13 protein-coding genes are annotated in these 13,343 nt (G+C 53.6%); 6 read left to right on the top strand and 7 right to left on the bottom strand.

Translation table 11 applies throughout. From position 1 onward, the window contains the following. The first annotated feature begins 53 nt into the window (after window positions 1–53). The 5 genes from pstB to ACI2J2_RS19400 all read left to right on the top strand — a co-directional run bounded on the left by pstB (window position 54) and on the right by ACI2J2_RS19400 (window position 4,113). On the top strand, window positions 54–824 hold the full coding sequence (pstB, locus tag ACI2J2_RS19420) for a phosphate ABC transporter ATP-binding protein PstB (protein WP_369804765.1): 771 nt from the start codon (window positions 54–56) through the stop codon (window positions 822–824). 11 nt (window positions 825–835) lie between these two features. Continuing rightward, window positions 836–1,570, top strand: coding sequence for a phosphate signaling complex protein PhoU (gene phoU, locus ACI2J2_RS19415; RefSeq protein WP_209638080.1), 735 nt, complete (start codon window positions 836–838; stop codon window positions 1,568–1,570). A gap of 168 nt (window positions 1,571–1,738) precedes the next feature. Further along, entirely contained in the window at window positions 1,739–2,578 is an 840-nt protein-coding gene (locus ACI2J2_RS19410; protein WP_209638078.1) for an ABC transporter substrate-binding protein, read from the top strand. A gap of 79 nt (window positions 2,579–2,657) precedes the next feature. Further along, window positions 2,658–3,371, top strand: coding sequence for an amino acid ABC transporter permease (locus ACI2J2_RS19405; RefSeq protein WP_209638076.1), 714 nt, complete (start codon window positions 2,658–2,660; stop codon window positions 3,369–3,371). A 1-nt stretch (window position 3,372) separates the two neighbouring features. Beyond that, window positions 3,373–4,113, top strand: a complete 741-nt coding sequence (locus ACI2J2_RS19400) for an amino acid ABC transporter permease (protein ID WP_404760650.1) — start codon at window positions 3,373–3,375, stop codon at window positions 4,111–4,113. Here the strand turns inward: ACI2J2_RS19400 and yieH are convergent. Next, window positions 4,110–4,778, bottom strand: a complete 669-nt coding sequence (gene yieH / locus ACI2J2_RS19395) for a 6-phosphogluconate phosphatase (protein ID WP_265556639.1) — start codon at window positions 4,776–4,778, stop codon at window positions 4,110–4,112. The two genes, ACI2J2_RS19400 and yieH, sit on opposite strands and share 4 nt — an antisense overlap. A 223-nt stretch (window positions 4,779–5,001) precedes the next feature. Here yieH and ACI2J2_RS19390 point away from each other — a divergent pair, with 223 nt between their 5' ends. Further along, window positions 5,002–6,339: an NCS2 family permease gene (locus tag ACI2J2_RS19390; protein ID WP_037421216.1), complete on the top strand. Its 1,338-nt coding sequence runs from the start codon at window positions 5,002–5,004 to the stop codon at window positions 6,337–6,339. Window positions 6,340–6,374: 35 nt separating this feature from the next. Here ACI2J2_RS19390 and ACI2J2_RS19385 read toward each other — a convergent pair whose 3' ends face one another. From ACI2J2_RS19385 to yidC, 6 genes are all read right to left on the bottom strand, one after another. Further along, on the bottom strand, window positions 6,375–7,427 hold the full coding sequence (locus tag ACI2J2_RS19385; protein ID WP_404760649.1) for a hypothetical protein: 1,053 nt from the start codon (window positions 7,425–7,427) through the stop codon (window positions 6,375–6,377). Window positions 7,428–7,520: 93 nt separating this feature from the next. After that, window positions 7,521–8,087 carry an NADPH-dependent FMN reductase gene (locus ACI2J2_RS19380; protein WP_404760648.1) on the bottom strand — a complete coding sequence of 189 codons (567 nt, stop codon included), beginning with the start codon at window positions 8,085–8,087 and terminating at the stop codon, window positions 7,521–7,523. Between the two features lie 174 nt (window positions 8,088–8,261). Beyond that, the gene (locus ACI2J2_RS19375; protein WP_209638066.1) at window positions 8,262–8,987 is read right to left on the bottom strand and encodes a 4'-phosphopantetheinyl transferase superfamily protein; all 726 of its coding nucleotides are present in this window, start codon (window positions 8,985–8,987) and stop codon (window positions 8,262–8,264) included. A gap of 176 nt (window positions 8,988–9,163) precedes the next feature. Beyond that, window positions 9,164–9,964, bottom strand: a complete 801-nt coding sequence (locus ACI2J2_RS19370) for an MBL fold metallo-hydrolase (RefSeq protein ID WP_404760647.1) — start codon at window positions 9,962–9,964, stop codon at window positions 9,164–9,166. 154 nt (window positions 9,965–10,118) lie between these two features. After that, a complete protein-coding gene (gene mnmE, locus ACI2J2_RS19365; RefSeq protein ID WP_265556642.1) occupies window positions 10,119–11,483 on the bottom strand; it encodes a tRNA uridine-5-carboxymethylaminomethyl(34) synthesis GTPase MnmE in 1,365 nt (454 codons plus the stop codon). Window positions 11,484–11,705: 222 nt separating this feature from the next. After that, window positions 11,706–13,343, bottom strand: a complete 1,638-nt coding sequence (gene yidC, locus ACI2J2_RS19360) for a membrane protein insertase YidC (RefSeq protein ID WP_037421197.1) — start codon at window positions 13,341–13,343, stop codon at window positions 11,706–11,708.

The following is a 13,343-nucleotide window of genomic DNA, read 5'->3' as shown; positions in this document are numbered from 1 at the left end:
ATTTTGAGCGCTGCCATGGCGGCGCTGATGAAAAGAGAGAAGTCTTGATGAGTATGGTTACTGACGCTTCCAGCAGCAAAATTCAGGTACGCGATCTGAACTTCTACTATGGCAAATTCCATGCGCTGAAAAACATCACGCTGGATATCGCCAAAAACAAGGTCACCGCGTTTATCGGTCCGTCCGGCTGCGGCAAATCTACACTGCTGCGCACCTTCAACAAGATGTATCAGTTATACCCCGAGCAGCGTGCTGAAGGCGGCATCTTGCTGGATGGGCAAAATATTCTGACGGACAACTCGGATATCGCCCTGCTACGTGCCAAGGTTGGCATGGTGTTCCAGAAACCGACACCGTTCCCAATGTCGATTTACGACAATATCGCCTTCGGTGTACGTCTGTTTGAAAAGCTCTCGCGTGCCGATATGGATGAGCGCGTGCAATGGGCTCTGACCAAGGCAGCGCTGTGGAACGAGACCAAAGACAAGCTGCACCAGAGCGGTTATAGCCTGTCTGGTGGCCAGCAACAGCGTTTGTGCATCGCCCGCGGGATTGCTATTCGCCCTGACGTCTTATTGCTGGACGAACCCTGCTCGGCGCTGGATCCGATTTCCACCGGTAAAATTGAAGAGCTGATCAGCGAGCTGAAGTCTGACTACACCGTGGTGATCGTCACTCACAACATGCAGCAGGCCGCGCGTTGTTCTGATTCCACGGCATTTATGTATCTGGGCGAACTGATCGAGTTCAGTGATACTGATACCCTGTTCACCGCGCCACAGAAAAAACAGACCGAAGACTACATCACTGGCCGTTATGGTTGATAGGATGCATCATGGATAACCTGAATTTAAATAAACACATTTCCGGCCAGTTCAACGCAGAACTTGAGCACATCCGTACCCAGGTGTTGACCATGGGTGGGCTGGTGGAACAGCAACTGACTGACGCCATTACCGCGATGCATAACCAGGACGGTGAGTTGGCCAAGCGGGTGATCGAAGGCGATGCCAAGGTCAATATGATGGAAGTGGCAATCGATGAGGCCTGTGTGCGCATCATTGCCAAACGCCAGCCGACTGCCAGCGACCTGCGTTTGGTGATGGCGATCATCAAAACTATCTCTGAGCTGGAGCGTATCGGCGATGTGGCAGACAAAATCTGTCGCACGGCACTGGAGAAATTCTCGCACCAGCACCAGCCTCTGCTGGTCAGTCTGGAGTCTCTTGGCCGCCATACCGTGCAGATGTTGCATGATGTGCTGGATGCCTTTGCGCGTATGGATCTGGACGAAGCGATCCGAATTTATCGCGAAGACAGAAAAGTCGATCAGGAATATGAAGGCATTGTACGCCAGTTAATGACTTATATGATGGAAGACACACGCACCATTCCAAGCGTGCTGACTGCATTGTTCTGCGCACGTTCTATTGAGCGTATCGGTGACCGTTGCCAGAATATTTGCGAATTCATCTTCTACTTCGTGAAAGGCCAGGACTTCCGCCATATTGGTGGTGATGCCTTGGAAAAACTGTTGTCTTCCGACGGTACAGACGAGAAAAAAGAGTAATTCTCTTCGCGAGTTACCCTATAAAGGCGCAGAAAACTGCGCCTTTATGCCGTTTAAAACCCTTAAATACAAAATGGTTATAAATATAGCTTTTTATATTATTTCCTGACCTAAGTGGGTCTTGCTAGCGTAGCAGCCAGCAGGACATCAACCCCTTAGGAGCTTCCCATGAAACATCGCGTTTTGGCCTTAACGCTATTAGCCAGCTTGACCAGCCTCGCTACCGGTGCCGCGCATGCGGACAAACTCGACGACATCAAGAAAGCTGGCGTAGTGCGTATCGCGGTATTCGACAGTAACCCGCCGTTCGGTTATATCGATCCGCAAACTAAAAAGCTGGTGGGTTATGACGTTGATGTGGCCGATGCGATTGGTAAAGCGCTGGGTGTAAAGGTGGAGTTGCGTGCCACCAATCCAGCTAACCGTATTCCTTTATTGGTCTCGAAAAAGGTCGATCTGATCGCCGCCAACTTCACCATTACCGATGAGCGCGCCAAGGAAGTGAACTTCAGCGTGCCCTATTTTGCTACCGGCCAGAAATTTATTGCCCATAAAGGCGTGCTGAAATCCCCGGAAGATATCAAAAAGCTGCGTATCGGTGCGGACAAGGGGACAGTGCAGGAAATCACGCTGCGTGAGCATTATCCAACGGCGAAAGTGATCTCCTACGATGACACCCCGCTGGCGTTCGTTGCGTTGCGTAACGGCAACGTGCAGGCAATCACCCAGGATGACGCCAAGCTGGTGGGCCTGTTAGGCAACCTGCCGGCCGCGCAGAAAGCGGACTTCGAAATCTCCCCGTTCAGCATTACCAAAGAGTACCAGGGCGTCGGTATTCCAAAAGGGGAAGATCGCCTGACGGCCACGGTTAACGACACGCTGATCGCGCTGGAAAAAGACGGCGAAGCGGTGAAGATCTACGATCGCTGGTTCGGCCCGGAAACCAAAACCGCACAGCCGCGCGGCGATTTCAAAATCGCGCCGTTGGATCAACAGCCGAAGGCCTGATTTTTTGCGGGGCTGAGATCTGTTTGTAGGGGCGCAGCTTGCTGCGCCCCTGACGCATTTTGTAAGACAAGGATTGACCATGAATCTGGACTGGTTGCTGGCGCCGCAATACCTAAACTGGCTGTGGCAGGGTTTTCTGTTGACGCTGTGGCTTTCTGCCTGTGCGAGCCTGGCCGCCACGTTGTTGGGTTTTTTACTGACGACGATGCGTGACAGCCACCTGCGCCCATTGCGATGGCTGGCGATGGGCTACAGTTCGTTGTTTCGCAATACGCCGCTTCTGGTGCAGCTGTTCTTCTGGTATTTCGCCGCCGGGCAGATCCTGCCTTCAGCCACGATGCAATGGCTTAACACCTCACATCACATTGGCCCGCTTGAATGGCCGTCGTTTGAATTTCTTGCCGGTTTCTTTGGCCTGACGTTGTACTCCAGCGCCTTTATCGCCGAAGAGATCCGAGCCGGTATTCGTGGCGTTGCCAGTGGGCAAAAATATGCGGCCAATGCGCTGGGATTAACCGGCTGGCAGGCTATGCGTTATGTGGTGTTGCCGCAGGCGCTAAACATCGCCATGCCGCCGCTGCTGGGTCAGTATATGAATGTGATAAAGAACTCCTCGTTGACGATGGCGATCGGCGTGGCCGAACTGTCTTATGCTTCGCGTCAGGTGGAAACCGAGACACTACGCACCTTCCAGGCATTTGGTGTGGCGACGGTGTTGTACATCGCCATCATTGCGTTGCTGGAAGGCTGGGGAATGTGGCGACAGCAGCGCAAGCCGCTGAGGGGGCATTAAGATGGATTTCAGCATTATTCATGACAACCTGGGCTATCTGCTGTGGGGAACCTGGCCAGACGGGCCATTGGGCGGTGCGGCGCTGACGCTGGCGATCAGTCTGATGGCCGGTGTGGCCTCGGCCATTCTCGGCACGCTGCTGGGGGTGGCATTGGCAATGTCGCGCGGTGTGGCGGCTGGCTTGCTGGCGGCGGTGTTGGGTTTCTTCCGCGCCATCCCGGTGATCATGCTGATTTTCTGGACCTATTTCTTATTGCCGATGGTGTTTGGCGTCGATATCCCGGAAATCACCACCGTGGTATGCGCGCTGGCGCTGATCGCCTCCGCGTATTTGGCCCATGCGGTGAAGGCCGGCATTGTCGCTATCGGCGTTGGGCAGTGGCAAGCCGGCTTGTCACTGGGGCTGACCCGTTGGCAAACACTGCGCATGATCGTGCTGCCGCAGGCGCTGCGTATGATGGTGCCGTCGTTTATCAACCAATGGATTTCGCTGATCAAAGACACCTCCCTGGCTTATATCGTTGGCGTCGGAGAGCTGACCTTCCTGGCGACTCAGGTCAATAACCGCAGCATGGTGTACCCGATGGAAGTGTTCCTGTTTGTCGCATGGGTGTACTTCGTGTTTTGTCTGGCGCTGGATTTGCTGGCCAATGCGGCCAACCGCCGTTTCAGCCCACAGACTCGAGCGCTGAAACGGTCATGGCGCTGGTGGCGTAATAAGCCACCGCTACCGGCCAGTTAATCTGCCGTTAGCTGCCACCCCCGCTCGCGCCACAGCGCGGGCAGCTGCGCCAGATCGTCGAATACGGTAACCAGCGGGTGGTTGATCGGTTTATTGTGCGGATCGGCGCAGAAGTAAAATACCGGGATCCCCGCAGCGATCCCGGCCTGGGCGCCAGCGGCGGAATCGTCGATCAGAATGCAACGCTCGACCGGTACCTGCATTTTTTCTGCCGCGTGGAATACGATGGCTGGGTCTGGTTTCCAGCGTTGAATATCATAGCCGCTGAACAACCGGTCATCAAAATAGTGCAACATATCGGTCAGACCGAGCGAGTGCTGCATTTTACTGACCGGGCCATTGGATACGGTGCAGATAGGCACTGTTACTTGTGCCAGCAGTTCACGAGCCCCGGCAATCTGCTGCAGTTCACTGTCGAATAGACGGGCCACTTCTTGGCGGTATAAGGGTTCCAGCTCTTCCTTTGCCAGATTGATGCCATGTTCTGCATTAACCTGTTCGATAATTTCGTACAGCTTCACCCCTTTGAATTTTCTGAACACCTCGTCCAGCGACAGATGTATACCGTAGTGAGCAAACATGTGCACATAGGCTTTGCTGCATAGCACTTCACTGTCTACCAGCGTGCCGTCACAATCAAACAAAATACAGTCAACCTGGTTCATCAGCGTCATGTCCTTTAATTAAGCAGCGATAGTGCCACTTTACCCAGATCGGGTGCGATTGCGACATCAGAATCCTGGTTTGCCTATCAATTTCAGTAAATACAATCTGTTGAGGGTTATAGCCGTAAAGACGGCGAAAAAAATCTGTGAGCGGCGTCAAAACCCCTACTTTTTGTTATAGGATAGCCGGCGACTCTCCATTCCCTTCTTCGGAATTCTGATAATGAGCAAACCAGTATCTGGCCTTGACGTTGAGCAAGGCTTGCTTGGGCGCGTGTTTAAACTCAAGCAACATGGAACTACGGCGCGTACGGAAACGATTGCCGGTATTACGACCTTTTTGACTATGGTGTATATCGTGTTCGTTAACCCCCAAATTCTGGGCGCGGCGGGCATGGATACGCAGGCCGTGTTTGTCACAACCTGTCTGATTGCCGCTTTCGGCAGTATTTTGATGGGCTTGCTGGCAAACCTGCCGGTTGCGCTGGCACCCGCGATGGGCCTCAATGCGTTCTTCGCCTTTGTGGTCGTGGGTGCTATGGGCATTTCATGGCAGGTTGGCATGGGAGCCATTTTCTGGGGCGCGGTCGGTTTACTGTTGCTGACTATTTTCCGTATCCGCTATTGGATGATTGCCAATATTCCCATGAGCCTGCGGGTGGGGATTACCAGTGGTATCGGCCTGTTTATCGGCATGATGGGGCTGAAAAATGCCGGTATCGTGGTGGCTAATCCGGACACGCTGGTGACCATAGGCAGCCTGACCTCGCACAACGTGCTGTTAGGTGCGCTGGGCTTCTTTATCATCGCTGTGCTGTCTTCGCGTAACTTCCACGCGGCGGTGCTGGTTTCTATCGTGGTGACAACCCTGATCGGTTGGGCATTGGGTGATGTGAAATACGGCGGTCTGTTCTCCATGCCACCGAACATAACTTCGGTCGTGGGTCAGGTTGATCTGGCAGGCGCGCTGAACATTGGTCTGGCAGGGGTCATTTTCTCCTTCATGCTGGTAAACCTGTTCGACTCCTCCGGTACTCTGATCGGGGTGACTGACAAGGCTGGGCTGACCGATGACAAAGGCAAGTTCCCGCGCATGAAGCAGGCACTGTATGTTGATAGTATCAGCTCGGTAGCAGGTTCGTTTGTCGGCACGTCTTCCGTTACAGCCTACATTGAAAGTTCCGCCGGGGTTTCTGTCGGTGGCCGTACCGGCCTGACCGCAGTGGTGACCGGTATCTTGTTCCTGTTGGTGATTTTCCTGTCACCGCTGGCGGGTATGGTTCCGGCTTATGCCGCTGCCGGTGCGCTGATCTACGTTGGCGTACTGATGACATCCAGCCTGGCACGGGTGAAGTGGGATGACCTGACCGAAGCCGTACCGGCGTTTGTTACTGCGGTGATGATGCCGTTCAGTTTCTCTATTACCGAAGGTATCGCACTCGGTTTTATTTCGTACTGTGTGATGAAATTGGGTACCGGCCGCTGGCGTGAAATCAGCCCATGCGTGGTCGTTGTCGCGCTGTTGTTTGTGCTGAAGATTGTCTTTGTCGACGGACATTGATGCCACCGGGGCCGACAAGCGTCGGCCCCGGTGTTCTATGCGTCAGGCGTTGCATCCGGCGCCTGATTCAGTAGCCACTGTAATGGCCGTTTGAAGCGTGCCTGCCAGCCCGCATCTGGGTTCTCTCCCTGCGCAAAATGCAGTGCCTCAACCTGATTATCTTCGCTGAACAGATTGGCAAAGTGCATTGCCAGCGCTTGATCGCTAAATTTTTGCCGATCGTAATACGCCACCACCATCCGTTTATTTTTCGCCAGAGATTGCTGTGCCTGTTTGATCTCGCCCTGAGGCGCAATTAACAGTGCGCCAGCATAATGCTGTGGGTACTTGGCTAACAGATTGGCGGCATGCAGCGCTCCCTGGCCACGTGCGCTCAGATAGACCTGTTGTGGGTTGAGTTTTAATTCCGCTATTAACGGTTGCAGCGCCCGCTGAATGGCGCTTTGGGTGCTCTCGTCACTGTAATTCGACCAGCGGAAACTGTTTTCCGACAGCATCTGGGTGCCGTTGATTTCAATATAGGCGACGCCCATCTCACTAAACAGCACGCGCTCCTCGGGAGATATACCGGCACTTTTGCCATAGGCATGCAGATATACCACCGTTGGCCAGCCTTCGGGGGGCGGTGTGCCAGCCGGAATGGCGTAGCTGGCTTTACCTTCAAACCAATGCGCATGCTGCAGATAGCGGGCCTTGGTAACGGCCAAGATCGACTGATAGGTGCTGCTGTGTTGAATACTATTGAAGGCGTCGTCTTCCAGCAGATTGTAGTAATACCATAATCCGCGATCGGCGCTCAACTGCAGGTACCGCTCTGCCAGTTCGGTTTGGCCTTTTTCCGCTGACGAAGCCGCCAGCTGGTAGGGGGCCCAGATGTTGCGACCGTCTTCTCGCATGAGCGTCAGATATAACGACATGGCTGCGATCTTTTTATCTTCCTGATTCTGAGCCGTGCGTGACAGTTGAGCATTGAGTGGGCTATGTACCGGCAGCGCGATGGGCTCTTCTCCGGCGGGGTAGCGCATTTCTGTGGCTAATAATGGTCTGGTGATGAAAGCCAGTAATATGGCTAAAATGAAAAAATACATAATGTAATGACTTTATTTTTAATGGGTTGGCAATGGTTCTCTCATTAGCGTGACGCCCCCATTCGGCTTTCTGCTGAGGGCGTCAAAAAACATTTACTCCACGCGGCGGATATAATCGCTGAACGCGGAGAGCTGCCCGGTCAGGAAGTCCAGCGTACCTTGGTCTATCAATTCACCTGCCTGAGCATCCACTTTATTTTGGATCACGCCACCCATAAATTCCGGCTTATTCATCACCATGGCATCAAGGAATACCAGAATCTGGCGCAGGTGATACTGGCATCGTGCGCCGCCAATAGGCCCCATGGAACTGGTCTGAATGGCCACTGGTTTACCGGCTAAGGGTTGATTTGGCAGACGAGAAAGCCAGTCGATAGCGTTTTTTAATCCGCCTGGCACAGAGTAGTTATATTCCGGGGTTACGATGATAACGCCGTCAGCCTGACGAATTTGCTCGGCAATGGCTTCCACCGTAGCAGGGAAACCCTCTTCCTGTTGCATATCGGCATCATATAACGGGATATCACGGATTGAAGGAAGCGCTTCAATGGTGACGCCTTGTGGCGCAAGGCTTGGCAGCGCGTGCGCAACCATCGCGTTGTACGAACCTTTGCGCAAACTACCGAGCAGAGTGACGATTTTTAATGCTTGGTCTGACATGGTGATTCTCCCTTTCGAATGAACAGATTCAGCTTAGAACACCTGAAGATAGTAGGGCAAAGCGTGCGGAGAGAATAGACGATTTCTGAATATTTAGCTGACTTTACATTTTTATTAAGAAATTTATATGGTAAAGAAAGTTTTATCTTGGTTTTTGCGCTATTTCCGCCCTTTTTAACCAGGCGTCGCCAGGCTGGTCAGTTTGACGAAGCGCGTTGAAACGGCTGGGTTGCGCGGTGATATCTCGCCGTCTTTTTGCAGGCCCTGCTGTTCTGCATATTGCCAACACACCAAGCGTTCCAAGCCGGGAGTGTGGGCACAGGCCCAGCTCAGGTACTCATCGGCGTCGCTCATCACATGGACATCTGGTGTGGTGCTGGAACGCAGGTGGCCGGAAAAAGGATGCAGACGTAGGGTTGATTGGCCGCTGTTGCCCTGGCCGGAAAGTTTCAGCACGCTCTGGCGGATGCTCCACAGTTGCGTTTCTGCCTCCAGTCTATCGTACTGCGCGCTTATCCAGGCACTTTCAGCCGGTGTAAGATATTGGTGCTGAAGCTCTTTATGTTGCCCGCCGCGTGCGCGCATCACTTCAATATCCAGGCCAACCTTGCCTTCTTCGCTGAGTAAAACTCCCACCGTATTGCTGGCATAGGCCAGACTGAAATCGGGCAGATGATTGTCGATAAAACAAGGACGTCCGGTGGGGGTAGTGGCAATAGGAGGGAGTGTCGGTAGCCCGTAAAGATAAAACATCATTTCTGCGAGCAGAACACGCCCTTGCAGGAATCTCTGGCGGCGTTTAACGGAAAAAGCAGTAGCTGCAGCAATCACGTCGGTGGGGAGTCTACGGGTATCCAATACGGTGGATGTGGGGATCCATCGGGCAAAATGACACGCCATTATTCACTCCATGACAGAGGGTTCACTGAAAATGCTGGGGGATTAGATTAAGCATAACCCTAGGATTTATCATCAAAAAACAGTATGCGTTTTATCCTATTTATTGGTTTTTGCTATGTATTTTCCCGTGAGGAAAGAGGGCTGAGGCCATGAGGGGCCGCCGCCGGAGACGGTATTTATTCCAGAACGAAAGTCTCTCCCGTTGCTGGCGCAATCACTTTCGGCAGCCATAGCCGGCCCCATGCACCGGTACAATGGCATCCCATTAATTTTTCCGGTTTTTGCTGTTTTAGAAACCGTCTGACCTGCCATATTGTGTGCGGTGACGCACAGCGCAGATGAAAACCGCCGATCAGCGCATGGATCTGATTTATCCCGGTGATTTTTTGGCAGTGACGAACGATGTTAACGATCCCCCGATGTCCGCAGCCTGTAATGATCACCAATCCGCGGTCAGATTTATAAATCAGTACACCTTCGTCTATCACGTAATCCACAGACTCCGTTTTGCCACTGAGCACACCATAGGCCTGCGGTTGGGTAACCGAGATTTCCCCTGACCATATAAAGCGCTCGCTGATATGCAGAGGTTCACTGCTGTATTCCATGTGATGGCGTGAGTAATCAATATTCAGTGATAATTTTTTGATTTTCCTGGTATATCCAAGAAATGTTACCGCTGAGTGGCGTTCATTAGCTATGTGCGGGTGGCAGATGATGCGACTGTTATCGGGTAACCAGGGTACGCCACCGCAGTGGTCGTAGTGGCCGTGTGAAAGCACCGTTGCGGTCATTCGGGAGAGGTCGACGCCCATTTGCGTTGCGTTATGCAGAAAACTGCCATCGGGGCCGGTATCGAACAAAACCGCGTCTGTTTCATCCTGGATCCACAGGCTCAACCCGGCTTTCGCTTTTAGCGATTTGTCTACGCCAGCGGCACGCCGGTTTTCCAGTAATACCTTGATGGTTAACGGCATGTTCGCTCTTTCCTGAGAGGGGATCCCTTATTGCTCAGTATATAGCGCTTATTCTGAAGGGGCTGTGACATATCGCGCAGACATTATGCGATAAGCCAACGGTGGAACAGGCGACAGTGCGTCGCCTGCTCCGATCGTTAATACCTGCGGTTTTTTACTTACCGATACAGAAGCTGGAGAAAATGCGTCCCAGCAGATCATCAGAGGTAAATTCACCGGTGATTTCACTTAACGCCTGCTGTGCCAGGCGCAGTTCTTCGGCCAACAGCTCCCCCGCGTAAGCGCTCACTAACTGTTCTTTACCCTCTACCAGATGCTGTGCCGCTTGCTCTAGCGCCTGCAGATGGCGACGGCGCGCCAGGAAGCCACCTTCCATATTGCTGGTGAAGCCCATGCTTTGCTTCAGGTGATCACGTAGCAGATCGATACCTTCACCGGTACGCGCCGACAGGCGAATAAGCGAATGGCCGTTTACTTCGGTCATACCCAAGGTTTCACCCGTGATGTCGGCTTTATTGCGCACAACGGTAATGGGCAGGCGGTGTGGCAGACGCGCCATAAATTCAGGCCAGATCTCTACCGGCTCGGTAGCGGTGGTGGTCGTACCATCGACCATAAACAAGACGCGGTCTGCCTGTTCGATCTCGTTCCATGCACGTTCGATACCGATACGCTCAACTTCGTCACTGGCTTCACGCAGACCGGCGGTATCTATGATATGCAGCGGCATGCCGTCGATGTGAATATGTTCGCGCAGTACATCGCGTGTGGTACCGGCGATATCGGTGACGATCGCGGCTTCACGGCCAGCTAATGCGTTCAGCAGGCTGGATTTGCCCGCGTTTGGTCGCCCGGCAATGACCACTTTCATGCCTTCACGCAGCAGACTGCCTTGGCGCGCCTCGGCACGTACGCTGTCCAGGTCGGCCATGACGCCGTTGAGTTGCGCTTCGATCTTACCGTCAGACAGGAAGTCGATTTCTTCATCAGGGAAGTCGATTGCAGCTTCCACATAGATTCGCAGGTGAGTGAGTGCTTCCACAAGCTGGTGGATACGGGTAGAAAATGCCCCTTGCAACGAGTTCATTGCTGAACGTGCTGCTTGCTCTGAGCTGGCGTCGATCAGGTCGGCAATTGCCTCTGCCTGTGCCAGATCGAGTTTGTCGTTGAGGAATGCGCGCTCGGAGAACTCCCCGGGCCGTGCGATACGCACGTCAGGCAACGCCAGTACACGTTTTAGCAGCAGATCGAGAATAACCGGTCCACCGTGGCCTTGCAGTTCCAGCACGTCTTCACCGGTAAACGAATGGGGGCCAGGGAACCACAATGCAATGCCCTGATCCAACGTCGCTCCATCGGCATCACGGAATGGCAGATAATCGGCGTAACGCGGCTTGGGCAGTTTGCCGAGCAGCGCTTGGGCGACATCTTTGGCGCCACGGCCGGAAATGCGCAAAATGCCGACGCCGCCGCGTCCCGGCGGGGTGGCTTGGGCTACGATGGTATCGGTAGTGCTCATATACCCTTTATCCTTCAAGTTGCAGCGGTGTTGGCTGCCTTCTCTTACCCCGGTCACCTGGCTTACCAGGCTCTCGGGGACGCGTTCCGTTGCCGCCACCCTGCAAGCTTTAACGCTGTCGGGTAACGCGGCTCTGACAATTCAATATGCAAAAAGGCGGTCTTAATGACCGCCTCTTGGTGTTACTGCAAGGGTTCGGCATGCCGAACCCCTACAATACGCTTAGGTTTTTTTCTTGTCGCGGCTGTGTAAGCCACGTTTTTCCAGACCGCGGTAAATCAACTGCTGCTGGAGGATGGTCACCAGGTTACTGACGATGTAGTACAGCACCAGACCAGACGGGAACCACAGGAAGAACACTGTGAAGATTACCGGCATAAAGGTCATGATTTTTTGCTGCATCGGGTCAGTCACGGTGGTCGGCGACATCTTCTGGATGAAGAACATCGTCACGCCCATCAGGATTGGCAAGATGTAGTACGGGTCTTGCGCCGACAGGTCATGGATCCACAGGGCGAACGGCGCATGACGCAGCTCAACGGAACCCATCAACATGTAGTACAGCGCCAGGAAGATTGGCATCTGGATAACCAGCGGCAGACAACCCCCCAACGGGTTCACTTTCTCAGACTTGTACAGCGCCATCATTTCTTGGCTCATGCGCTGTTTGTCATCACCAATACGCTCACGCATCGCCTGCAATTTTGGCTGCAGCATGCGCATTTTTGCCATCGAGGTGTACTGCGCTTTGGTCAGCGGGTACATGATGCCACGCACGATGAAGGTGATGATGATAATTGAGAAGCCCCAGTTACCGATAAAGCCGTGGATGAACTTCAACAGTTTGAACAGCGGCTGGGAGATGAACCACAACCAACCGTAATCTACGGTCAGATCCAGATGCGGTGCCAGCTGGGCCATCTGATCTTGCAGTTCTGGGCCAACCCACAGGGTCGCATTCAGTTGCTGCTGCGCACCAGGCTGTACCACTACCGGCGTAGATTTGAAGCCGATGGTAGACAGGTTATCGCCAGGCTTGGCGGTATAGAAGGTGTTGCTACCCTGCGTTGCCGGTACCCAAGCCGTGGCGAAGTACTGTTGCAGCATCGCAACCCAACCGCCTTGCGTGGTGACACTCAGGTTCTCGTCCTTATCGAACGCGTACTTCTGGTATTTGTCATCGCTGGATGAATACGCCGCACCACGGAAGGTGTGCAGAGCGAAGTTGTTGCTGCCGGTGTCACGGTGCTTAGGCAGCTCAGTCGTCTGCTTCAGTTGGCCGAACAGGGTCAGTTCCAGCGGAGTTGTGCCTTTGTTGTCAACGTTGTAGTCAACGCCAACTGCGTAATGGTTACGCTTGAGCACGAAAGTCTTGGTGTAGATCGCACCGTCTTTACCGGTAAAGGTCAGCGGAATGCGCAGCTCATCCTGGCCTTCTGGCAGGGTGTAGCTGTCCTGCGCCGCCTGGAACAGAGGACGTTCGCCGTTTGCCGGGTTATCCGGACCGTTTCTGCCAGTCAGGCCGCTTTGCGCCTGGTAAACAAATGACGGTGTGGTTTCCAGCAGCTGGAATGGCGTCGATGAACCCAGAGTGTCCGGGTAGGCCAACAGTTTAGCCTGCTCGATATCACCACCACGGGTGTTGATGGTCAGCGACAGCACGTCAGTGTTAACGGTAATCAGTTTACCCTGGCCACTGGCTGGAACTGCTGAGCTTGCGGCATCACCGGTAGCAGTGTTCGAAGTCTGTTGCGTGGTCTGAGCGACTGGTTGCGGAGCATTGTCCGTTTGCCAGGCTTGCCAGATCATGAAAGACACGAACAGCAGAGCGATGAGGAGAAGATTGCGTTGCGAATCCAT

The sequence above is a fragment of the Serratia sp. NPDC087055 genome, from assembly GCF_044900985.1.
In the GTDB taxonomy this organism is placed as follows: domain Bacteria; phylum Pseudomonadota; class Gammaproteobacteria; order Enterobacterales; family Enterobacteriaceae; genus Serratia.
Note: the sequence above shows the minus strand (reverse complement) of the source record. Positions and strands in the feature narration are given on the sequence as shown.

Excerpts from the sequence above, each read along its gene's own strand:
- phoU (WP_209638080.1), top strand. The coding sequence starts at position 836 with ATGGATAACCTGAATTTAAATAAACACATTTCCGGCCAGTTCAACGCA.
- yieH (WP_265556639.1), bottom strand. The coding sequence starts at position 4,778 with ATGAACCAGGTTGACTGTATTTTGTTTGATTGTGACGGCACGCTGGTA.
- ACI2J2_RS19370 (WP_404760647.1), bottom strand. The coding sequence starts at position 9,964 with ATGCCGTTAACCATCAAGGTATTACTGGAAAACCGGCGTGCCGCTGGC.
- pstB (WP_369804765.1), top strand. The coding sequence starts at position 54 with ATGGTTACTGACGCTTCCAGCAGCAAAATTCAGGTACGCGATCTGAAC.
- ACI2J2_RS19390 (WP_037421216.1), top strand. The coding sequence starts at position 5,002 with ATGAGCAAACCAGTATCTGGCCTTGACGTTGAGCAAGGCTTGCTTGGG.
- ACI2J2_RS19410 (WP_209638078.1), top strand. The coding sequence starts at position 1,739 with ATGAAACATCGCGTTTTGGCCTTAACGCTATTAGCCAGCTTGACCAGC.
- ACI2J2_RS19375 (WP_209638066.1), bottom strand. The coding sequence starts at position 8,987 with ATGGCGTGTCATTTTGCCCGATGGATCCCCACATCCACCGTATTGGAT.
- ACI2J2_RS19380 (WP_404760648.1), bottom strand. The coding sequence starts at position 8,087 with ATGTCAGACCAAGCATTAAAAATCGTCACTCTGCTCGGTAGTTTGCGC.
- ACI2J2_RS19400 (WP_404760650.1), top strand. The coding sequence starts at position 3,373 with ATGGATTTCAGCATTATTCATGACAACCTGGGCTATCTGCTGTGGGGA.
- ACI2J2_RS19385 (WP_404760649.1), bottom strand. The coding sequence starts at position 7,427 with ATGTATTTTTTCATTTTAGCCATATTACTGGCTTTCATCACCAGACCA.
- ACI2J2_RS19405 (WP_209638076.1), top strand. The coding sequence starts at position 2,658 with ATGAATCTGGACTGGTTGCTGGCGCCGCAATACCTAAACTGGCTGTGG.
- mnmE (WP_265556642.1), bottom strand. The coding sequence starts at position 11,483 with ATGAGCACTACCGATACCATCGTAGCCCAAGCCACCCCGCCGGGACGC.
- yidC (WP_037421197.1), bottom strand. The coding sequence starts at position 13,343 with ATGGATTCGCAACGCAATCTTCTCCTCATCGCTCTGCTGTTCGTGTCT.